Source organism: Devosia sp. P1_H9, assembly GCF_056405135.1.
In genome coordinates, this window is the sequence record NZ_JBFUCQ010000007.1 from 209,238 (window position 1) to 227,494 (window position 18,257).

Below are 18,257 nucleotides of genomic sequence, written 5' to 3' on the forward strand. Positions count from 1 at the left end.
GTTTCAGCTGAGCGGCAGGCGATACTGGATGAAGCCCGAACGGGAGGCGACGCGATCGTAGAGGGCCTGGGCAGTGGTGTTGGACTCGTGGGTCAGCCAGTATACCCGGCCGCTGCCCGCCTGCTTCGCCTGGTCGGCGACATAGGCGATGAGGCCGCGACCGTGACCTAGGCCGCGCCCGTCCGGCGCCACGAACAGATCCTGCAGGTAGCAGTTGTCGGCCAGCGCCCAGGCGGTGCGGTGGTAGATGTAGTGGACGAGACCCACCGGGCGCTCGCCGGCGAGGGCGAGTGCACCCCATACCGGCTCGTCGTCGGCCAGAAGGCGTGACCAGGTCGAGGCATAGATCTCCTCGGGCAGGACGGTTTCGTAGAAGGCCAGGTACTGCCGCCAGAGATCGGCCCAGGCGGGCCGATCATGAGGGGTCAGTGGCCGGATGGAACCCGTCTCCGCCATCAAACGAACCGGTTGACCAGGTTCTCGAGGTATTCCTGCTGGCCGGATTTCGGCTGTGGGTTGATGCCCTGCGCTTCGACCCGGGCGGCGATATCGGCGAGGCTGTCGGAGGTCAGCATCTTCTGTGCTTCCGCGGACTTCCAGCCGGCATAGCGGGCCTCGATCACCTTGTCGTAGGTGCCGTCTTCCAGCAGCCCGGCGGCGCCCTTGAGGCCGCGGGCGAGGATATCGAGGCCGCCGACATGGCCGTGCAGCAGGTCGGCCGGATCGATCGACTGGCGGCGCACCTTGGCGTCGAAGTTGAAGCCGCCCTTGCCGAGGCCACCGGCCTTGAGGATCTGGTAGAAGGCGAGCGCCATTTCACCGGGGTTGTTGGGGAACTGATCGGTGTCCCAGCCCGACTGCAGGTCGTTGCGGTTGGCATCGACCGAGCCGAGGATGCCGAGGCCGCCGGCGACGGCAAGCTCGTGCTCGAAGCTGTGGCCGGCGAGGAAGGCGTGACCGACCTCGATGTTGACCTTCACGTCCTTCTCGAAGCCGTAGGTCTTGAGGAACCCGTACACCGTAGCGACGTCATAGTCGTACTGGTGCTTGGTCGGCTCCTGCGGCTTGGGTTCGATCAGGATCTGGCCCTTGAAGCCGATCTTCTTGGCGTGCTCGATGACGAGGCCGAGGAAGCGCGCGGCGTGATCCTGCTCTTCCTTGATGCGGGTGTTGAGCAGCGTCTCGTAGCCCTCGCGGCCGCCCCACAGCACGTAGTTCGAACCACCCAACTCATGGGTGATCTCGAGCATTTCCTTCACCTGCCCGGCGGCATAGGCGAACACTGCCGGGTCGGGGTTGGTGGCGGCGCCGGCCATGTAGCGGCGGTTGGAGAAGAGGTTCGCGGTGCCCCAGAGGAGCTTCGTGCGGCTCGACTGCATCTTCTTGGCGAAGATGTCAGTGATGGTGCGGAGGTTCTTGTTGCTCTCCTTGAGGCTGTCGCCTTCCGGGGCGACGTCGGCATCGTGGAAGCAGAAGAACGGCGCGTCCATCAGGTCGAACATCTCGAAGGCGACGTCGGCCTTGATCTTGGCGCCCTCGAGGCCCTTGTCGTACCACGGGCGATCAAAGGTGCGGCCGCCGAACGGGTCGCCGCCTTCCCAGGCGAAAGTATGCCAGTAGGCGATGGCGGGGCGGATGTGATCTTCCATCCGCTTGCCGAGGACAATTTCGTCCTTGTTGTAGTGCCGGAACGCCAGCGGGTTGCTGGACGTCGGTCCTTCGAACTTAATGGGCGAAATTCCCTTGAAGAAATCAGTCACTTACGGGCCTCCTCGATGGCGGGGTAGAGAGCGCGATAGCGCGCGTATTGATCGGAATAAGCAGTCTTCAGCGCGTCATCGGGTTGGATCACCCGCTTGATCGCCGGCATGGTCATGACCTCGACGGGGTCGGCGCCCTCGGCGGCACAGAGGCCGAGGCGGGCGACGCCGAGCGCGCCACCGAAATCGCCGTCCTCAGGGAGGGCGATCTCGGTGTCGAGATTGGTGGCGATGAGCTTCAGCCAGAGTTCGGATTTCGAACCGCCGCCGACAGCGAGCAGCCGGCCCATCTGGGTGCCGGCGTCGTGCAGCACGCGCTGGCAATCGCGGAAGGCGAAGGCGACGCCTTCCATCACCGCCTGCGCCAGCAGCGCCGGATCAGTGGAGTGGGAGAGGCCGGTAAAGCTGCCGCGGGCGGCGGCGTTGTTGTGCGGGGTGCGCTCGCCCGAGAGATAGGGGAGGAAGATTTCCTCGCCCGGGCCCTTGAACCCGGACTCGGCGGCACCGGCCAGTTTGGCCGGGTCCTGGCCGGTGATCTTGGCCAGCCAGTTGAGGCTGTCGGTGGCGCTCAAGATGACACCCATCTGGTGCCACGTATTCGGGATGGCATGGCAGAAGGCGTGGACGGCGCCCTTGGTGTTGGGGCGGAAGCGGTCGTTCGAGACGAACAGCACGCCCGAGGTGCCGAGCGAGACGAAGCCTTCGCCCGGCTCTGTGGCGCCGATGCCGCAGGCGGCAGCCGCGTTATCCCCTGCCCCACCGGCGACGACGACCTCGCCGGACATGCCCCAGCGATTGACGAGTTCGCGCTTGAGGTTCGCCGAGGGAGCTGAGCCCTCGACGAGGCGCGGCATGTGCGAGCGGGTTAAGCCGGTGAGCTTCAGCAGCTCGTCCGACCAGTCGCGCTTGCCGACATCGAGCCACAGCGTGCCGGCGGCATCCGACATTTCCTCGACGTGCTCGCCGGTGAGCAGCAGGCGGATATAGGCCTTGGGCAGCAACACCTTGGCGAGCTTCGAATAAATCTCCGGCTCGTGCTTGCGGACCCAGGCGATCTTGGGTGCAGTGAAGCCGGGCATGGCGATGTTGCCGGCAATATCGCGGAGCGCGGGGAGCGCCGCTTCCATCTCGGCGCACTCGGCAGCGGAGCGGCCATCGTTCCAGAGGATGCAGGGGCGGAGGACCTTGTCATCCTTGTCGAGCAGGGTCGCGCCATGCATGTGGCCGCTGAGCCCGATGCCGCGGACCTTGGCCATTTCGGCCGGGTGGGCCTTCGACAGCTTGTCGATGGCTTCGAGCGTGGCGTGCCACCAGTCGGCGGGATTCTGCTCGGACCAGCCGGGATGTGGGCGGGTGGGTTCGACCGCCTTGGCGGTGGCTTCGCCAATCGGCGAGCCGGCCCGGTCGATCAGCAGCGCCTTGACGCCGGAGGTGCCGATATCGATGCCGAGATAGGTCATGAGGCACGTACCTCAAGACCGTGCAGACAGAACATGCTGAAGTCCTCCCGGGGCGTAGCTATTGATTGATTACCCTCTGGGGAGATTGTCGCGCAGATAGAGCCCGATTTCAATGGGGGCCGGACGGCGCTCGGCATCCTGGCCCAGCGCGAGGGCTCGGGCGACGGCGAGCGCGGCGGCGATTTCGCCATCCGGGTTCTGGTCGATGACCACGTCGATGGCACCGGAACTGAGGCCGGCGCGGGTGGCTTCGGTGAGTTCGTGGGCGACGACGCGGACCTTGCCGGTCATGCCGGTTTTGTCGAGCGCACGCAGCAGGCCGGAATAGCCGCCGCCCATGTTGTAGATGCCGCTGAGCGGCTGGCTCAGCAATTCGAGCGCCGCGGCCTCGGTCTTGGCGTCGTCGTCAAAACCCTCGAGCGGCCCGATGATCTTGTGGCCGGGGAACTCGGAGAGAAGCACCGCCTCGAAGCCTTCGCGGCGCTGGTGGTGATCGGCGAGGCTGAGGGAGCCGGCAATGAGGCCGATAGGTCCGGGGGCGGCGAAGCGGCCGAGGAGCGAAGCGGCCGTGCGGCCGGCGGCGTTGTTGTCGATGCCGACGAAGTGGCGGCGGGCCGAGCCGGGGAGGTCGGAGACCAAGGTTACGACTGCGATGCCACGGCGGGAGGACTGGTCGATGGCGCGGCGCACCTTGTCATCCTCGGTGGCGACGACCACGGCGCAATCGCAGGTCTTGGGGTCGAGTCCGCTTAGCGCGCTGGCGAGGGCGGCGGGGTCGAACGCGTGCACCAGCTTGGTGGTGATCGACAGCCGTTCGCCCTTGGTGGTGCGGGCGCGGCGGTGAATGGCATCGACGAGGCCGATCATGAACTCGTTGCGGCCATCGGGGATGAGGAAGGTGACGCCGAGGTCGCGAGCCCGCGCGAGCAGTGACGCGGAGATATCGCGGCGGAAGTCGAGCGTCTTGATCGCCTCGGCGACCTTGTCGGCGGTTTCCGTGCGTACTCCGGGGCGGCCGTTGAGGACGCGATCGACCGTTGCCAGCGACACGCCAGCCTCGCGAGCGACATCATGCACCGTGGCGCGGCGCTTCACTTCGTCCATCTCGCCTCCTCCCCCGCTTCCGCTTCCTCAAGATTGCGGCTATCAACCCGTCGCACGAAAGAGGAGATAACGGCAATGAGCGTCACGGTGGAAGAGTTCGGCAGCTTCGAGGGCAAGCGGGTCGAACAGTTCAAGCTCAAGAGCGACACCGGCGTCGAAGTCGACATCATTTCGTGGGGCGTATTGGTGCGTGACTGGCGCGTGCCGGTGGCCGGCGGGTTGCGCTCCGTGGTGCTGGGCTTCGACAAGTTCGACAGCTATCCGGCCCATTCGCCGTATTTCGGCTCGCTCGCCGGGCGCGTTGCCAACCGCATCAAGGATGCGACGTTCAGCCTCGACGGCAAGACCTACACGCTGCCGGGCAACTTCCACGGCCACACGCTGCATGGCGGGCCTGAGGGTATCGGCCGGCTGGTGTGGGACGGCGAGGCGGACAGCGCCGGCAATGCCGTGCGCTTCACCCTCGAATCACCCGATGGCGCGATGGGCTTTCCGGGGAACGTGAAGTTCACCGCGACCTACACGCTCAGCGGCAACCGGCTGCGCCTCGATATCGCGGCCAAGGCCGACCGGCGCACGCCGATCAACGTGGTGCAGCACCAGTATTTCAACCTCGGCACCGGGCCGGATGTGCTCGACCACAAGTTCAAGATCGCGGCGAGCGCCTACACACAGCTCGGCGAGCAGTTGATCCCGACCGGCGCGATCCTGCCGGTCGATGGCACGGTGTGGGACTTCCGCGAGGGTCGCAACATGCGCGACGCGAGCGGCAAGCCGATCGACTATGATGGCAACGTGGTGCTGAACAGCGACCGCAAGTTTACTGATCCGATGGCGGTGGTGACCGGGCCGGACGGGCTGCTGACACTGAAGCTCTATACCGATCGGCCGGGCCTGCAGGTCTACAACTCGGTGACGACGCAGGCTGCAGCCGAGGGCAAGACTTACGGCAACCATTGCGGCTTCTGCCTCGAGGACCAGGATCTCCCCGATTCGGTGAACCACCCGCATTTCCCCTCGACCATCTACGGCCCAGACCGCGATTACAGCCACCGCGTCGACATCGAGATCGCGTAAATGGCGGTGTACGTCGCCTTGATCCGCGCAATCGGACCGGTGACGCACGCCAAGATGAAGATGGCGGCGCTGCGCGACGCTTGCGCCGCGGCCGGGCTCGACGACGTGTCGACGGTCGGCAATACCGGCAACGTGATCTTCCGCACCGGCCACACCCTGGCCGAGGCGCGGACGATCGTGCAGGCGGCCGTGGATGGCTTCGGGCTCGGTCCGGCCAACGAAGTGTTCGTCCTGACGCCGAAGGCGATGGCAGCGGTGGTTGCGGCCAATCCGTTTCCCGAGGTGGCCAGGGAACGACCGAGCGAGCTCGGCGTCTCTTCCTTCCACAAGTCGCCGGATTGGGCGCCGGTGATCGGCTGGGCTGGGCCGGAGCTGGTGGCAACGGTGGGTGCGCATCTGATCGTCGCTTACCCCAAGGGGATCACCGGCTCGAAGCTGCAGATCGAGAAGGCGCTCGGGGCCAGGATGACGCAGCGCAACTGGACGGTGTTCGCCGGGCTGGCGGCGAAGGCGGCGGCACTGGCGAAAGCTGCTGACAGCATCTGACAGCAGGCCTCGCGCATCAATCTCCGCGTAACCCAACGTGGAGACGATCCTTGACCCCTTTCACCATCGCCGTTGCCGACGCCGATATCGCCGACCTCAGGAGCCGGCTGCAGCACGCCCGCTTTCCTGACGAGGTCGAGGATGCTGGCTGGGAGTATGGCACCAGCCTCGCCTTCCTTCGCCGCTTCGTCGCCTACTGGGGCAATGAGTTCGACTGGCGGGCCGCCGAGGCGCGGCTCAACCGCTACCCGCAGTTCACTGCCGAGATTGATGGCGAGACGGTGCATTTCGTCCACGCACGGGGCAAGGGCAGCAACCCGGTGCCGGTGCTTCTCACCAACGGCTGGCCGAGCAATTTCGTCGAGCTCTTGCCGCTGGTCGACCGGCTGACCGCCGACACCGACGGCGTGTCGTTCGACGTGATCATCCCCTCGCTGCCTGGCTATGGCTTTTCCGACCGTCCCAGGCACAAGGGCATGAACCTGACGCGGACGGCGCAGCTTTGGGCCAAGCTGATGGATCGGCTCGGCTACCCCCGCTTTCTCGCCTCGGGCTCGGACCTCGGCACCGGCGCGATGCTGAGCCTCGTGCGACACCATCCCGAGCGGCTGCTCGGCGCACACTATTGCAACGTCTTTTCGGGTTACTCAAAGCCGGACGACCCGACGTCGGAGGAGGCCGAGTATTTTCAGAAGGTCGCCTATACCGGCTTCGCCGAGGGGGCCTATGCCCTGGTGCACGGCACCAAGCCGACGTCACTGGCGGTGGGCCTCAACGATTCGCCCGCCGGGCTGGCGTCGTGGATCCTCGAGAAATTCCACCGCTGGGGCGATACGGGCGGGGACATCGAGAGCGTCTTCCCGTTCGAAACGCTGGCGACGCTGCTGTCGGTCTACTGGTTCACCGAGACTATCGGTTCGTCGGTCCGCCTCTACAAGGAAGCCTTCGCCGACCACGAGATCATGTTGCCGATGCCCAGGCACGACGTTCCGCAGGGCGTACTGGTGCCGGCCGAGGCCGACCTCCCGGCGCCGCGCGCCTGGGGCGAAAGGAACCTCCAGAACCTGGTCCACTGGAACGAGGCCCGGCAGGGCGGACACTTCCCGGCGCTCGAGGTGCCGGATGTGCTCGCCGGGGACATCCGGGCATTCCACCGCGAAGTCGTCGCCCGCGGCTAGCGCTTGCCCGTCGGGGTGGCCGTCAGCTCGGCCACCTCATTCGCCGCCCGTTCCACCACGGCGGCATCGGTGCGGTAAAACCAGAAGCGGCCGCGTTTTTCGAGCAGCAGCAGGCCGGATTTCCGCAGCACCTTGAGATGCTCGGATACCGTCGCCAGCGACAGCTCGGAGAGGGCGGCGAGATCGCCCGCCGCCTTCGCCTCGGACATGCAGGCAGCAACGAAGGCGCGCCGGTCGGGATGCGATAGGGCGCGCAGCACTTCGTCGAGGTCGAAACTGTCGATCGCCGTCAGCCCTGGATGAGGGTGAGGAGGTTGCCGGCGGGGTCGCGGACCTGCGCCTTTTTCACCCAGCCATTGTCGACCGCCGGCATGGCGATGGCTCCGCCCTTGGCCTCCGCAGCGGCGAGCGCCTGGGCAAGGTCGGGCACCACGATGCCGAGGGTGAGCGAGGCGGTTTCGGCTTCGACCAGTGCGCCGTCGGGTCCGCCCTCCGGCGTCGCGACCATGCCGTAGCCGGGACCGCGTGGCGTCACCTGCCAGCCAAGGACGCCGGAATAGAAGTTCTGTAGCGCGCCGAAATCCGGGCCGGCGATATCGAAATGGCCGATGCCGTTGAGGCTGTGGGGCTTGCCGCTCATCAGGATCTCCTGTGCTTCGCTGATATTTATTTCGTCATATCCCGAAATGTCAATCGCTGCTGACAGGCTCTGGCAGGAGCGCCGTCGCATGGTGCAGCCAGCCGAATATCGGTAGAACGAAGGACCCTTGGGAGATGACCGCTTGGACAAGACCGAACGCCTGTTTTCCGTCATGGACGCACTCCGCCGTCACCGTCGCCCGGTCACCGCGGCGGCGCTGGCCGAGGAACAGGGCGTATCCGTCCGGACACTCTATCGCGACGTTCAGACACTTATCGGGCTGGGTGCCCCGATCGATGGCGAGGCCGGGGTGGGCTACATGCTGAGGCCCGGCTTCTTCCTGCCGCCGCTGATGTTCACGCCCGAGGAGCTCGAGGCACTGGTGCTGGGCGGCCGCTGGGTGCAGGCGCAGCCCGATGCCGGGCTGGCGGGCGCGGCCAAGAACGCACTGGCCAAGATCGCCACCGCCTCGCCCGATGACCTCCGCGACCGCATCAAGGATACCGGGCTGTGGCCAGTGCTGATGCGCGGTCCGCAGGAGCCGACGCCGGTGCTTGGGCTGGTGCGCGCCGCCATGCGCAACGAGAAGGCGCTGCATATCGGCTATGCCGACGAGAGCGGCAAACAATCGGAACGCGACATCTGGCCGGTGCAGCTTGCCTATTACGAGGGCAAGCAAATCGTCGTCGGCTGGTGCTGCATGCGCGAGGCGTTCCGCAATTTCCGCACCGACCGGATCGTGTCGGCGGCGGAGACCGAGCAGCGCTATGGGCGGCGGCGGTTGCAGCTCGCCAAGGAATGGCGCGAGGAGTGGGCGCGGCTGCACCCGGATTGGGCCTCGTCGCCGGGTGGCTGACACTATCGAAGGACTCGGCTTCAGATCCCCGCCCTGCGCGGGGATTTTTGTTTGCGTCACAACGAGATAACGCTGCTGCCACGCCCTGTCAGCAGGATGGGCGCAGGGTCTCCTCAGACGCCGGGGCCATGGTGGTCCGGCGCGGAACAGGAGCCGAAAATGACCGATTTGGATCGCAGGAGCTTGTTGAAGGCCGCAGCTGCGGCGGCAGTCGTCCCGGCGCTCGGCGCCTTCGTTTCCCGTGCAACTGGAGCAGACGAAATGAGCATCACCCCGTTCAAGGTCCAGGTATCCCACGAGGATATCGCCGACCTCAAGGAGCGCCTGACCATGGCGCGCTGGCCGCATGCGACGAGCACCGACTGGAGCCGCGGGCAGCCGGTCGCGTTCATCAAGGAACTGGCCGACCAGTGGCTGAACAAGTTCGACTGGCGGACTTGGGAGGCCAAGCTCAACAGCTATCCGCAGTTCCTCACCGAGATCGACGGGCAGACCATCCATTTCCTCCACATCAAGTCGAAGGAGCCCAACGCCTTCCCGCTGATCCTGACGCATGGGTGGCCCTCGAGCGTCATCGAGTTCTTCGAGGTGATCGGGCCGCTGAGCGATCCGCGGGCGCATGGGCTCGACCCGGCGCTGGCCTTCGACCTCGTCATCCCCTCGCTGCCCGGTTACGGCTGGTCGACACCGCTGGCGGCGCCCGGCTGGGACACCGCAAAGGTGGCGAAGACCTGGGACACGCTGATGAAGCGGCTCGGCTACACCCGCTATGGCGCGCAGGGCGGTGATGTCGGCTCGCTGGTCGGCAAGGAGCTCGGCATCCTGAAGCCGGAAGGCCTCGTCGGCACGCACCTGCAGCAGATCTTCGCCTTCCCGACCGGCGCACCGGGCGAGATGGAGAAGCTGACGCCGTTCGAGAAGGAGGGCTGGGCCAATCTCGACATGTTCATGAAGTACAACGGCTACCAGGACATCCAGTCGAAACGCCCGGGCACGCTGGGCTACGGCCTCGTCGATTCGCCAATCGGCCAGCTGGCCTGGAACACCGAGCTGTTCTTCGGCTTCGAGGGTCAGGGCGTGCAGTATGTCGATCGCGACCGCTACCTGGCGCACGTCTCGATCTACTGGTTCACGGCGTCGGGCGGCTCGGCTGGGAATATCTACCTCGAGGATGCGCGCTCCGGTTCTGGCTATCGCGAGGAGCGCAACGACACGCCGACCGGGGTCGCAGTGTTCCCGTGGGATTTCCGTTCGGTCCGCAGCTTTGCCGAGCGCGCCAACAATATCGTGCACTGGACCGAGATGCCGAGCGGCGGACATTTCGCGGCGACCGACGCACCGGATTTGCTGGTCGAGGATATCCGGACGTTCTTCGGCGGACTGATCTGAGAGGCCGGTGGCGGGGTGCCTTCTCCCCTTGTGGGAGAAGGTAACCCGGTGGGTGGGGGGAAGCCCCCGCCCCTTCGTTACTCGGCCGCCTCGAGCTCGCCAACGGCCGTCAGCTCGACATCGTGCGGGAAGCGGATGAGGTTGGAATAGGGGCAGATGTCATGGGCCAGCGCCATGACTTCTTCGAGCGTCGCCTGGTCGAGGCCCGGGGCGCTGGCAGTGAGGGCGGCCCGGATGCCGTAGCCGACGCCATCTTCGCGATCGTAGAAGCTGACCGCGCCGGTGACGGTGGTGTCCTCGGGGAGCTTCACCTTGAGACGCCCGGCAGCGGCCTTCATGGCGCCCATGAAGCAGGCCGAATAGCCCAGCGCGAACAGCTGCTCGGGATTAGTGCCCGGGCCGCCGTCGCCACCCATCTCCTTGGGAACGGAGAGCGAGACGGCAACCTTGCCGTCATCGGTCGCGGCGGTGCCGGTGCGGCCGGCATAACCGGTGGTGGCGTGAGCGGTGTACTTGACCTGCATGGTGAAAAGTCCTTGTCGAAGGGAGGAGGAAGGCGGAACGTCGGGGTACATAGACGACAATTAGATTGTGCGCAATTCAATTGTGCACTATCTATCATCGCATGGAGACGAACGTGGCAAACGCATCGGCAAAGGACCTACGGCTGGACCGGCAGCTCTGCTTCGCGGTGTATTCGGCGGCGCATGCGTTCAACCGCTTCTACAAGCCGCTGCTGAGCCAGCTGGGGCTGACCTACCCGCAGTATCTGGCGCTGCTGGTACTGTGGGAGGATGACGGGCTCACCGTGTCAGCCATTGGCGACCGGCTGCTGCTCGATTCGGGCACATTGACCCCGGTGCTGAAGCGGCTCGAGGCGATGGGGCTGGTGAGCCGCCGCCGCGACGAGCGCGACGAGCGGCAGGTGATGATCCGGCTGACTGAAAAGGGCAGCGGGTTGCGGGGCATGGCGGAGAACTTCCCGGCCAAGATCCTCGATGCCTCCGACAGCCCCGGCGAGGAAGTCGACGGCCTGCGCCGGCGGCTGGTGGACTTGCGCGAAAAGCTCGACCGGTCTGCGGCCTAGCCGAACGGGGCGAGGACCAGCAGGCAGATCAGTGCTGCGATATGCAGCAGCGCGATCATGGCCGTCACGATGGCGAAGCTTCGCTTGCTGGTCTTGTGACGCAGTAGCTGCTGCGCGACGAGGCCGCCGGCAATGCCGCCAATGAGATCGATGGTGTGCAGCGACCGCTCGCTCACGCGCCAGCGATCGGCTTGGGCGGCTCGCTTGTCGAACCAGTAGACGATGATGCTGGTGACACCGAGAGCGAGGTAGGCGGCTGGCAGCCAAGCCGGGGCGCGGCCGAGAAGGACGGCGGCGACAGCGAGCAGCACGATGAGAGCGGCTCCAGTGGCGAACAGCCAATTGCCGGATGGTTGCCGAAAGGGTGGCGCACCACGCCGACTGGCGGCCAGGTTCACCGGATTGGCGCTTGCGATCTTCACGTCGTCGGCAGCCGGCCGGCCGTCTCGGCCCTGGGTGAGGGTGAAAGACACCCGATCGCCGACACGCGGGCGCGTCGCGATACGGCCGATGGCCTTGATGTGCACGAAGCAGCGCTGCCCATCGTCGGCCACGATGAAGCCAAAGCCCCGGTCGTCGTTCCATTGCACAAGTTCGCCAGCCTGACGCGCCATCCCCTACTCCGCGAGATCCGCCTCGCTCCACCCGAGCGCCGCGACGTCCTCGATGCGGTCGCGAAAGTCGCTGGCAGTGAGGAATTCGTCGAGCTGCGGCGGCTTCACGGAGCTGCCCGACAGCATGGCATGGACCTGACCGCGGTGGTGGATCTGGTGCATGAACAGGTGCAGCAGCAGATCGTCGGTGCGCTCGACCTGGATGCGGTTGGTGCGGTGGACATGGGTTTGGGCAGCGAGGCGTTCGTCGGTTAGGCCGGTGCAGAAGGCGAGGAGGCGCTCGTCGACAGCGAATTGCGCCTCGGCTAGCGGCCCGATGGCGTCGAACGGTTCCTCCGGGTCCCAGGCCTTCGGCCCGAGCGTGCCGCCCTCCAGCGCATCGACATAGAACCAGTCGACGGTGAGGATATGGCTGAGGGTGGATTTGAGCGAGGGAAAGAAGCTCACGCGCCTCGCTTCGAACTCGCCCGGCTGCAGCGCGAGACAGGCGGTGAGCAGCCGGTGATTGGCGAGCCGGTTGTTCTGCGCGAGCTTCCGCATGATGCGGCCGGCGATGCTCATGGCGTGCCTCCCGGCTCGGTGGGCTTGGTCGGGGCCGCCATGCCATCGGCGACCATGCTGCCGAACAGCTGAGCCAGACGGTTACTGACCGGGGTGTTGGCGGTGGCAAGGACGCGCGACACCTCGCCCACGAGGTTGCCGCTGAGGGTGTTGAGCAGCTCGGTGCCCTCAGCGGTAAGGGTGAGCACCTTGGCGCGGCGGTCATCCGGGTCTTCGGCGCGAGCCACGAAGCCGCGGTCGACCAGCGTGCTGGCGACCCGGCTCGCCGCCGGCAGCGATAGCGCCAGGGCGGTGGCGAGGCTGTTGATCCTCAGTGCCTTGTCGCGATCGAGCAGGTAGAGCGCCGCCAGTTCGGCCAGCGTCATGTTCTCGTTGCGGAGGTTCCGCGCGGTGCTCGACAGCAGCTGCGCCGACATCAGCCGCAGGAACTGCGCCATCGGGCTCATAGGGTCGGCGGCAGCTATTACTTGCATATCTGGAATCATTGCAATCTGACAACAATTATGAACGCGCACTAAATGGTGCGCTCAAAGGCGGTTCAGTGGAAGCCCGTCATAAGGCCGCCGTCCAGTCATCCACCGGGAATGCTGGACCGGCGACCGGAGGACTGGCGCCGTCCCCTCCCGGACAGGAGACTGAAATGAACGTGACCAAATCGGCAAGCCTCGCCCTCGCGGCGATCCTCCTCAGCACCAGCCTCGCCTCGGCGGGTGGTATTCACATCCCGGGCCTCGACGGATCGGGTTCGGGCGACGATTCGCATTCCATCGACATCTTCCACGATGCGATGCCCGATAACGATCCGCCGGATTTCGGCGACATCTTCAACCCGCAGCCCGAGCTTGAGGTCACCATCGATGAAGACCTCTTCGAAGTGCTCAATCCGCCGCTCGATGTCATCGATCTGGGCATCGACATGGGCAACGGCGCGCCTGGCAAGGGCGGCAAGGCAAAGGGCGGCCAGCTCAGCGCCAACGTGAAGCTCGGCGCGGCGCTCAAGTGCGTCGTCTCGGGGACGCCGAGCGAATTCCCGGACGATCTGCGCATCGCCAATGCCGGTGTGGTGGCGCTGCCGGCCGGCACACAGTTCAAGTGGAAGGCGGCGGGGATCAGCGGCGTTGCGAGCCTCGGCAAGACGCTGCAGCCGGGCAAGGCGCTCAAGCTCTCCAACGTGCTGCCGGGCGGCGTCGAAGCCGGCACCGTGTGCTCGGCCAAGGTCATCGGCCTTTGACCGGCGGCGAGGTCCCGGCCGTCGGTGCCGGGACCTCAGCGCATGAAGCGCGCGCGGTACTGCCGCGGCGTCATCTGTTTGGCCGCCTTGAACTGCCGGTTGAAATTGGCCAGCGAGTCATAGCCCACGTCGGACGCGACGTGGGCTATCGGCCGTGATGTGCCCGAGAGCAGCGCGCAGGCCTCGCCGATGCGGAGCCGGGTCACATAGGCCGAGACGGGGCTCCGCACATGGCGGACGAACATCCGGTGCAGGCCGGAGGGCGACAGCGCCGCGATGTCGGCGAGCGCGTCGATCGACAGCGGCTCCATGTAGCGGGTGTGGATGACGTCGAGCACCCGGTCGATACGGGTGCGGTCGGCGGAGTGATGCGGCACCGCGACGGCCGGACTAGCGAGTGGCGTCGCTTCGCCGTCCTCGGCGAGACGGCGGAGGATGTCGATCAATACGCTGAGCCGGTCGGCCGGCGGGCGGGCGAACAGCGCGTCGATCGTCGGGCGGATCGCCTCGGAGGCCGCGGTCGAGAATTTGAGGCCACGCTGCGCCCGCGCCAGCAGGTCGGCGACGGGACGGAGTTCGGCCAGCAGCTTGGTCAGGCCCTCGGCCCAGTCCGGGTGGAACCACATCACCCGCGCCACGTGCGGGGCGGCGGGATCGAGCTTGTCGCGGCTGGCCCAGGTGTGCGGCAGGTTGGGGCCGATCAGCACCAGGTCGCCATCGCCATAGTCGCCGATGTGGTCGCCGATGAAGCGCTGGCCGACCGAGTTGAGGGTCAGCGTCAGCTCGAACTCGGGATGGTGGTGCCACTGGAACGGGATGGCGTCATCGAGCCGGCGGTCGAGCCACGCCCAGGAAGCGCCTTCCGGCGGCATCACCTTCTCGAGAAGCGGCTTCATCGTGCAGATCACCCACCACCAACGCCAGAATAGTATCAGAACTGGCCGGAGCACGGCAACATGCCGGGGCGTGGCGGCCCTAGCCTCTCTCCATCGAAACCGATCCCCGAGGGGGAACATCAGATGGAGGACTATGATGTCGATGGCTCAGGGCATGGCGCCGCAAGGCATGGCGGCTGGGATCAAGCGGGATTCGCACCCGACGACGCAGAAGGTCACCACGCAGCTCAAGGACATCCGGAAAACGCTGCCGCTGCGGGTGCTCAGCGAGGCGGACTTCAAGCACTGGCAGGAGCGGGGCTATGTGATTGTTCGCAATGCAGTCGACGCGGATCATGTCGAGCGGCTGAAGGCTTTGCTCTGGCAGTTTGAGGAGAAGGACCCCAACGATCCCTCGACCTGGTACACGCCGCAGCGCCGCGACCACATCATGAAGGAGCTCAACGGCACCGGCATGGTGGAGATCTACAACCACCAGTACCTGTGGGATAACCGGCAGCAGCAGCGGGTCTACGACGCCTTCGTTGATATCTGGGACATGGAAGAGCTGTGGGTCTCGATCGACCGCGCCAACCTCAACCCGCCCAAGCAAGTCCCGGGCCCGAACCAGAACGGCTTCATCCACTGGGACAGCGACACCTCGCTCGATCCGCTGCCGATCGGCGTGCAAGGGGTGCTCAGCCTCGTGAAGCAGGACGGCGATATCGGCGGCTTCCAGTGCATTCCCGAGCTGTTCTACGATTTCGACGACTGGGTGAAGACCCAGCCGGCAGACCGCGATCCGATGCATCCCGACACCACCGGGTTGAAGATCACCAATATCGAGATGGAGCCGGGCGACCTGATGATCTTCAACACCCTGCTCGCCCATGGCGTGCGCCCCAACCACTCGATCAACTCGGGCAACCGGGTGCGCATGGCGCAGTACATCTCGATGTTCCCGGCCAACGAGGACGACGTGATCGAGCGGGCCGAACGGGTGCGGCTGTGGCGCGAACTCGACCACCCGCAGCGCGACGCCTTCCCGGGCGATCCGCGTGATTGGGAAAAGAAGAATGCCCGGACGGCCAAGCTCAGCGAACTGGGCGAGAAGTTGCTCGGTCTGCGCAGCTGGAGCTGAGATCGACGAACATGATGGCGAGGCGGCAAGCAATCGCCGCCTCGCTGGTTTTCAGCGGCAGCCGGCCATGCTGACCAGCGCGCTAACGATCAGCGGGGTGGCGGCGGTCTCGCCCCAGCGCTTGCTGTTCGGCGCGCCATTGGCCAGCACGTCGCGCACCAGCCCGGCATTCAGCGCCATCGGCTTGCTGCAAGTGACGTAGGGCTTGCCCTTGGCGTCGGTGGCGTTGAGCAGCGCGCCGGCCGATTCACCGACACCCCCGAGATAGGCGTGCAACAGCTGGCCGGCGTGGCGATCGCCGTCGGCGCGATCGAGCATGTCCATAACCTGGGCGACGGAGATCTGCCCGGTCGAGGTACTGGAGGTGGCGGCGAAGGCCGACGAGGCAACCAAAGCGACGAGCAGAACGGCAAGCCGGCCGGCCGACGCGAGACGATGACGAGGCATATCAGGCTCCTGTTGAAAAGCGAACGACGTGCTTGTTACACAGCCATTTATTATTGTGCAACGATAATTTCTTGCTGTATTACTTGATCGTCACGAGCCTTGGAGCCTCCTATGTCAGACACCACCGGACCGGCCGACGCCGATAGCTCGAACGCCTTGCGGCGGCGGCGGATCGCCAGGCTCAGCCAGGTGACCCGCATCGCGGCGCTGGTATTTGCCCTGGGGTTGCCGCTGGGCAGCCTCATCTACTGGGGCTTTGCGCCGACCAACGTGCTGGCGGGCAGCGCGGGACTGCCGGCCAACTGGCTGGCGGATTTTGGGCTCAGCGACCGGGTGCTGGTCATGCTGCTCGCGCTGCTGGCGGTGTTGCCGCTGAGCTGGGGGCTATGGCGGCTGGCCGAGGCGTTGCAGCATTTCCGCGAGGGCCGGCCGTTCGCGCTGGCCGCGGCGACCGGCATGCGCGACTTCGCCATCGGGGTGTTCGCCTGTACCCTCACCAAGCTGATGGCAGGCGCGCTGCTGAGCGTGGCGCTGAGCTGGGACGCGCCCGCCGGGCAGAAGCAGCTGGCGATCTCAGTCAGTTCCGACATGCTGCTGATGCTGCTCGTCGGGGCGGTGCTGACGCTGGTGGGCTGGGCGCTGGCGGAGGCCGCCGCCATTGCCGAAGAAAACGCGCAGTTCGTCTGACGCCATGCCCATCAAGGTCAACCTGGCCGTGCTGCTGGCCGAGCGCGGCGTCAAATCCAAGGACCTGGCGGAGTTCGTCGGGATCACCGAAGCCAACCTGTCGCTGCTGCGGCAGGGCAAGGTAAAGGGCATGCGCTTCGATACGCTCGAGGCGATCTGCACCTACCTCAAATGCGAGCCGGGCGACCTGTTGAAGTTCGTGTCGGGCGAAGCGGAAGACTTGAGCTAGGACGCTTTGCGCCGACGCAAGCGCAGGATCTGGTCGCCACTGGTGGTGAGGAACGGCGGCGACACCTGATTGCGGCCATTGTCCTTGGCGTCATAAAGCGCCGCATCCGCCTCGCCGATGACAGCCTGGAAATCGAGGTTGCGGACGCGGGCGGCGGCGACGCCGAGACTGACGGTAATGACCGGCGGTGCCGGACGGGCGGGATGCGAGATGGCGGCATTCTCGATCTGCCGGCGCAGCCGTTCTGCAGCGCCAAGTGCTTGCGACAGCTCGGTGCGTCGCATCAGCACAAGGAACTCCTCGCCGCCAAAGCGGAAGGCCTTGTCCCCGGCGTTGCGCAGGCCGGTGGCCAGCAGCGAGGCAACCTGCTTCAGGCATTCGTCGCCGGCAAGGTGCCCGAGCGCATCGTTGAATGGCTTGAAATAGTCGATATCGATGAGGACGATGGCAATGTCCTCGGCCGGTTGAGCGCCGGTGCGGATGGCCTCAAGTTCGCGCTCCAGCGCGCGGCGGTTGCCGACGCCAGTCAGCGCGTCACTCAGCGAAAGCTCGGACAGCGTCAGGTTGGCGAGTTGCTCGCGCAGCGTCAGCAGATAGGAGCGCCGGCTTTCGCGTTCGAGGTTCCAGGAGGCGGTCAACGCCATGACCAGGGCCGCTACGAAGATCACCACCTCGGCGATGAACTGCGCGACTTCGTGATCTCGCGTGAAGAACATTTCCGACAGCATCAAGCCGAAGGTGAGCAGGCACCCGGCGACGGCGTAGACGAACCGCACCCGCATCACCATGGCGATGAACAGCACCACCAGGATGATGGAGTTGTGCTGGATTTCGCGCAGCGGGCTCTCGCTCGCCTCGACGATCACCAAGGTCGTCAGCGCGGCGAGGACCGGGATGAGGGTGACCAGCCCTTCGCGGAGCGGGGCTGGCGGGTTGCGACCGAGCAGGACCAGCGCAAGCCCGACGAGAGGCAGCAACAGGCCGAGCCTCAGGCCAACGGCGAAGCCGAAAACATCCGGGGTCACCAGCCAGTCGGCAGCGAGATAGGCCAAGAGGCAGAGGGTGCCGAGGATGCCTTGCCAGGCGAGCATGCGGCAGCGTGCAGCGCCAGTATCGGCCTCGAAGCGCTGCTCCAGCACCGGTATGAACGCCAGAAGCGGTCCCCGCCGAGCGAGCTGCTGCTCGACCAGCGCCTCAGTGACCGTGACCATGGAGGCGTCGGATGCCACCTCGCCCATTCCCTCAGCGGAGTTCGACTGGTCCCATTCTGTGGTCAATGGCGTTAAGGAATTATCAGGAAACGGCTCAGCGTTTGCCGTAGCGAGGTCTCCCACAAAGCGGGGCTTGCCAAGCGCGGCGCAGCGCGCAGACTCGG

General features: G+C 65.9%; 23 protein-coding genes. 10 read left to right on the forward strand and 13 right to left on the reverse strand.

Translation table 11 applies throughout. The annotated features are described in order from the left end of the window. Window positions 1-3: 3 nt before the first annotated feature. From AC1DYL_RS15870 to AC1DYL_RS15885, 4 genes are all read right to left on the reverse strand, one after another. Window positions 4-456, reverse strand: a complete 453-nt coding sequence (locus tag AC1DYL_RS15870) for an N-acetyltransferase family protein (RefSeq protein ID WP_477158529.1) — start codon at window positions 454-456, stop codon at window positions 4-6. Continuing rightward, complete coding sequence (gene xylA / locus AC1DYL_RS15875; protein ID WP_477173903.1) at window positions 456-1,760, reverse strand: xylose isomerase; 1,305 nt, start codon at window positions 1,758-1,760, stop codon at window positions 456-458. The genes AC1DYL_RS15870 and xylA overlap by 1 nt, the downstream gene beginning before the upstream one ends. Then, a complete protein-coding gene (xylB, locus tag AC1DYL_RS15880; RefSeq protein ID WP_477173904.1) occupies window positions 1,757-3,220 on the reverse strand; it encodes a xylulokinase in 1,464 nt (487 codons plus the stop codon). Before xylB ends, xylA begins: the two co-directional genes overlap by 4 nt. Before the next feature lie 69 nt (window positions 3,221-3,289). Continuing rightward, window positions 3,290-4,324 carry a LacI family DNA-binding transcriptional regulator gene (locus AC1DYL_RS15885; RefSeq protein WP_477173905.1) on the reverse strand — a complete coding sequence of 345 codons (1,035 nt, stop codon included), beginning with the start codon at window positions 4,322-4,324 and terminating at the stop codon, window positions 3,290-3,292. 75 nt (window positions 4,325-4,399) lie between these two features. On the opposite strand from AC1DYL_RS15885, the gene AC1DYL_RS15890 reads away from it, so the two are divergent. Genes AC1DYL_RS15890 through AC1DYL_RS15900 form a run of 3 tightly spaced genes read left to right on the forward strand, consistent with a single transcriptional unit; the run spans window position 4,400 to window position 7,125 of the window. After that, window positions 4,400-5,401: an aldose epimerase family protein gene (locus AC1DYL_RS15890; RefSeq protein ID WP_477173906.1), complete on the forward strand. Its 1,002-nt coding sequence runs from the start codon at window positions 4,400-4,402 to the stop codon at window positions 5,399-5,401. Beyond that, on the forward strand, window positions 5,402-5,947 hold the full coding sequence (locus AC1DYL_RS15895; protein WP_477173907.1) for a DUF1697 domain-containing protein: 546 nt from the start codon (window positions 5,402-5,404) through the stop codon (window positions 5,945-5,947). Window positions 5,948-5,997: 50 nt separating this feature from the next. Further along, window positions 5,998-7,125 (forward strand): epoxide hydrolase family protein, encoded by a 1,128-nt coding sequence (locus AC1DYL_RS15900; RefSeq protein ID WP_477173908.1) that lies wholly within the window; start codon window positions 5,998-6,000, stop codon window positions 7,123-7,125. On the opposite strand, the gene AC1DYL_RS15905 is transcribed toward AC1DYL_RS15900, so the two are convergent. Together AC1DYL_RS15905 and AC1DYL_RS15910 are read right to left on the reverse strand one after the other, a co-directional pair. After that, window positions 7,122-7,385 carry an ArsR/SmtB family transcription factor gene (locus AC1DYL_RS15905; protein WP_477173909.1) on the reverse strand — a complete coding sequence of 88 codons (264 nt, stop codon included), beginning with the start codon at window positions 7,383-7,385 and terminating at the stop codon, window positions 7,122-7,124. The genes AC1DYL_RS15900 and AC1DYL_RS15905 overlap by 4 nt on opposite strands. Before the next feature lie 29 nt (window positions 7,386-7,414). Further along, window positions 7,415-7,765: a VOC family protein gene (locus tag AC1DYL_RS15910; protein WP_477173910.1), complete on the reverse strand. Its 351-nt coding sequence runs from the start codon at window positions 7,763-7,765 to the stop codon at window positions 7,415-7,417. A gap of 142 nt (window positions 7,766-7,907) precedes the next feature. Between AC1DYL_RS15910 and AC1DYL_RS15915 the strand changes: the two genes are divergently transcribed. Further along, window positions 7,908-8,621, forward strand: a complete 714-nt coding sequence (locus AC1DYL_RS15915) for a helix-turn-helix transcriptional regulator (protein WP_477173911.1) — start codon at window positions 7,908-7,910, stop codon at window positions 8,619-8,621. A gap of 159 nt (window positions 8,622-8,780) precedes the next feature. Further along, window positions 8,781-10,010, forward strand: a complete 1,230-nt coding sequence (locus tag AC1DYL_RS15920) for an epoxide hydrolase family protein (RefSeq protein WP_477173912.1) — start codon at window positions 8,781-8,783, stop codon at window positions 10,008-10,010. Window positions 10,011-10,087: 77 nt separating this feature from the next. Here the strand turns inward: AC1DYL_RS15920 and AC1DYL_RS15925 are convergent, their stop codons facing one another. Next, on the reverse strand, window positions 10,088-10,534 hold the full coding sequence (locus AC1DYL_RS15925) for an organic hydroperoxide resistance protein (RefSeq protein ID WP_477173913.1): 447 nt from the start codon (window positions 10,532-10,534) through the stop codon (window positions 10,088-10,090). 101 nt (window positions 10,535-10,635) lie between these two features. On the opposite strand from AC1DYL_RS15925, the gene AC1DYL_RS15930 reads away from it, so the two are divergent. Next, window positions 10,636-11,097: a MarR family winged helix-turn-helix transcriptional regulator gene (locus AC1DYL_RS15930; RefSeq protein WP_477173914.1), complete on the forward strand. Its 462-nt coding sequence runs from the start codon at window positions 10,636-10,638 to the stop codon at window positions 11,095-11,097. Here the strand turns inward: AC1DYL_RS15930 and AC1DYL_RS15935 are convergent. The 3 genes from AC1DYL_RS15935 to AC1DYL_RS15945 are packed head-to-tail and all read right to left on the reverse strand — an operon-like array spanning window position 11,094 to window position 12,745. Further along, complete coding sequence (locus tag AC1DYL_RS15935; protein ID WP_477173915.1) at window positions 11,094-11,711, reverse strand: DUF1294 domain-containing protein; 618 nt, start codon at window positions 11,709-11,711, stop codon at window positions 11,094-11,096. The genes AC1DYL_RS15930 and AC1DYL_RS15935 overlap by 4 nt on opposite strands. Before the next feature lie 3 nt (window positions 11,712-11,714). Beyond that, window positions 11,715-12,272, reverse strand: a complete 558-nt coding sequence (locus AC1DYL_RS15940; RefSeq protein WP_477173916.1) for a DinB family protein — start codon at window positions 12,270-12,272, stop codon at window positions 11,715-11,717. Further along, window positions 12,269-12,745, reverse strand: a complete 477-nt coding sequence (locus AC1DYL_RS15945) for a MarR family winged helix-turn-helix transcriptional regulator (protein ID WP_477173917.1) — start codon at window positions 12,743-12,745, stop codon at window positions 12,269-12,271. The genes AC1DYL_RS15940 and AC1DYL_RS15945 overlap by 4 nt, the downstream gene beginning before the upstream one ends. A 167-nt stretch (window positions 12,746-12,912) precedes the next feature. On the opposite strand from AC1DYL_RS15945, the gene AC1DYL_RS15950 reads away from it, so the two are divergent. Then, window positions 12,913-13,503: a hypothetical protein gene (locus AC1DYL_RS15950; RefSeq protein ID WP_477173918.1), complete on the forward strand. Its 591-nt coding sequence runs from the start codon at window positions 12,913-12,915 to the stop codon at window positions 13,501-13,503. 35 nt (window positions 13,504-13,538) lie between these two features. Here AC1DYL_RS15950 and AC1DYL_RS15955 read toward each other — a convergent pair whose 3' ends face one another. Continuing rightward, on the reverse strand, window positions 13,539-14,399 hold the full coding sequence (locus tag AC1DYL_RS15955) for a helix-turn-helix domain-containing protein (RefSeq protein ID WP_477173919.1): 861 nt from the start codon (window positions 14,397-14,399) through the stop codon (window positions 13,539-13,541). A gap of 169 nt (window positions 14,400-14,568) precedes the next feature. Here AC1DYL_RS15955 and AC1DYL_RS15960 point away from each other — a divergent pair, with 169 nt between their 5' ends. Further along, window positions 14,569-15,519: a phytanoyl-CoA dioxygenase family protein gene (locus AC1DYL_RS15960; protein ID WP_477174002.1), complete on the forward strand. Its 951-nt coding sequence runs from the start codon at window positions 14,569-14,571 to the stop codon at window positions 15,517-15,519. Between the two features lie 51 nt (window positions 15,520-15,570). Here the strand turns inward: AC1DYL_RS15960 and AC1DYL_RS15965 are convergent, their stop codons facing one another. Then, on the reverse strand, window positions 15,571-15,966 hold the full coding sequence (locus AC1DYL_RS15965; protein WP_477173920.1) for a chlorophyllide reductase: 396 nt from the start codon (window positions 15,964-15,966) through the stop codon (window positions 15,571-15,573). A 111-nt stretch (window positions 15,967-16,077) separates the two neighbouring features. Between AC1DYL_RS15965 and AC1DYL_RS15970 the strand changes: the two genes are divergently transcribed. Continuing rightward, window positions 16,078-16,653 (forward strand): hypothetical protein, encoded by a 576-nt coding sequence (locus tag AC1DYL_RS15970; protein ID WP_477173921.1) that lies wholly within the window; start codon window positions 16,078-16,080, stop codon window positions 16,651-16,653. Window positions 16,654-16,657: 4 nt separating this feature from the next. Beyond that, window positions 16,658-16,882 carry a helix-turn-helix domain-containing protein gene (locus AC1DYL_RS15975; protein WP_477173922.1) on the forward strand — a complete coding sequence of 75 codons (225 nt, stop codon included), beginning with the start codon at window positions 16,658-16,660 and terminating at the stop codon, window positions 16,880-16,882. Here AC1DYL_RS15975 and AC1DYL_RS15980 read toward each other — a convergent pair. After that, window positions 16,879-18,093: a GGDEF domain-containing protein gene (locus tag AC1DYL_RS15980; protein WP_477173923.1), complete on the reverse strand. Its 1,215-nt coding sequence runs from the start codon at window positions 18,091-18,093 to the stop codon at window positions 16,879-16,881. The genes AC1DYL_RS15975 and AC1DYL_RS15980 overlap by 4 nt on opposite strands. Window positions 18,094-18,257: the final 164 nt, after the last annotated feature.

What these genes read in the sequence shown, in the direction of transcription:
- AC1DYL_RS15940 (WP_477173916.1), bottom strand. Translation starts at nt 12,272, where the DNA reads ATGAGCATCGCCGGCCGCATCATGCGGAAGCTCGCGCAGAACAACCGG.
- AC1DYL_RS15980 (WP_477173923.1), bottom strand. Translation starts at nt 18,093, where the DNA reads ATGGTCACGGTCACTGAGGCGCTGGTCGAGCAGCAGCTCGCTCGGCGG.
- AC1DYL_RS15890 (WP_477173906.1), top strand. Translation starts at nt 4,400, where the DNA reads ATGAGCGTCACGGTGGAAGAGTTCGGCAGCTTCGAGGGCAAGCGGGTC.
- AC1DYL_RS15975 (WP_477173922.1), top strand. Translation starts at nt 16,658, where the DNA reads ATGCCCATCAAGGTCAACCTGGCCGTGCTGCTGGCCGAGCGCGGCGTC.
- AC1DYL_RS15965 (WP_477173920.1), bottom strand. Translation starts at nt 15,966, where the DNA reads ATGCCTCGTCATCGTCTCGCGTCGGCCGGCCGGCTTGCCGTTCTGCTC.
- AC1DYL_RS15920 (WP_477173912.1), top strand. Translation starts at nt 8,781, where the DNA reads ATGACCGATTTGGATCGCAGGAGCTTGTTGAAGGCCGCAGCTGCGGCG.
- AC1DYL_RS15945 (WP_477173917.1), bottom strand. Translation starts at nt 12,745, where the DNA reads ATGCAAGTAATAGCTGCCGCCGACCCTATGAGCCCGATGGCGCAGTTC.
- AC1DYL_RS15885 (WP_477173905.1), bottom strand. Translation starts at nt 4,324, where the DNA reads ATGGACGAAGTGAAGCGCCGCGCCACGGTGCATGATGTCGCTCGCGAG.
- xylB (WP_477173904.1), bottom strand. Translation starts at nt 3,220, where the DNA reads ATGACCTATCTCGGCATCGATATCGGCACCTCCGGCGTCAAGGCGCTG.
- AC1DYL_RS15970 (WP_477173921.1), top strand. Translation starts at nt 16,078, where the DNA reads ATGTCAGACACCACCGGACCGGCCGACGCCGATAGCTCGAACGCCTTG.
- AC1DYL_RS15935 (WP_477173915.1), bottom strand. Translation starts at nt 11,711, where the DNA reads ATGGCGCGTCAGGCTGGCGAACTTGTGCAATGGAACGACGACCGGGGC.
- AC1DYL_RS15950 (WP_477173918.1), top strand. Translation starts at nt 12,913, where the DNA reads ATGAACGTGACCAAATCGGCAAGCCTCGCCCTCGCGGCGATCCTCCTC.
- AC1DYL_RS15960 (WP_477174002.1), top strand. Translation starts at nt 14,569, where the DNA reads ATGGCGGCTGGGATCAAGCGGGATTCGCACCCGACGACGCAGAAGGTC.
- AC1DYL_RS15870 (WP_477158529.1), bottom strand. Translation starts at nt 456, where the DNA reads ATGGCGGAGACGGGTTCCATCCGGCCACTGACCCCTCATGATCGGCCC.
- AC1DYL_RS15910 (WP_477173910.1), bottom strand. Translation starts at nt 7,765, where the DNA reads ATGAGCGGCAAGCCCCACAGCCTCAACGGCATCGGCCATTTCGATATC.
- AC1DYL_RS15895 (WP_477173907.1), top strand. Translation starts at nt 5,402, where the DNA reads ATGGCGGTGTACGTCGCCTTGATCCGCGCAATCGGACCGGTGACGCAC.
- AC1DYL_RS15925 (WP_477173913.1), bottom strand. Translation starts at nt 10,534, where the DNA reads ATGCAGGTCAAGTACACCGCTCACGCCACCACCGGTTATGCCGGCCGC.
- AC1DYL_RS15930 (WP_477173914.1), top strand. Translation starts at nt 10,636, where the DNA reads ATGGAGACGAACGTGGCAAACGCATCGGCAAAGGACCTACGGCTGGAC.
- AC1DYL_RS15955 (WP_477173919.1), bottom strand. Translation starts at nt 14,399, where the DNA reads ATGAAGCCGCTTCTCGAGAAGGTGATGCCGCCGGAAGGCGCTTCCTGG.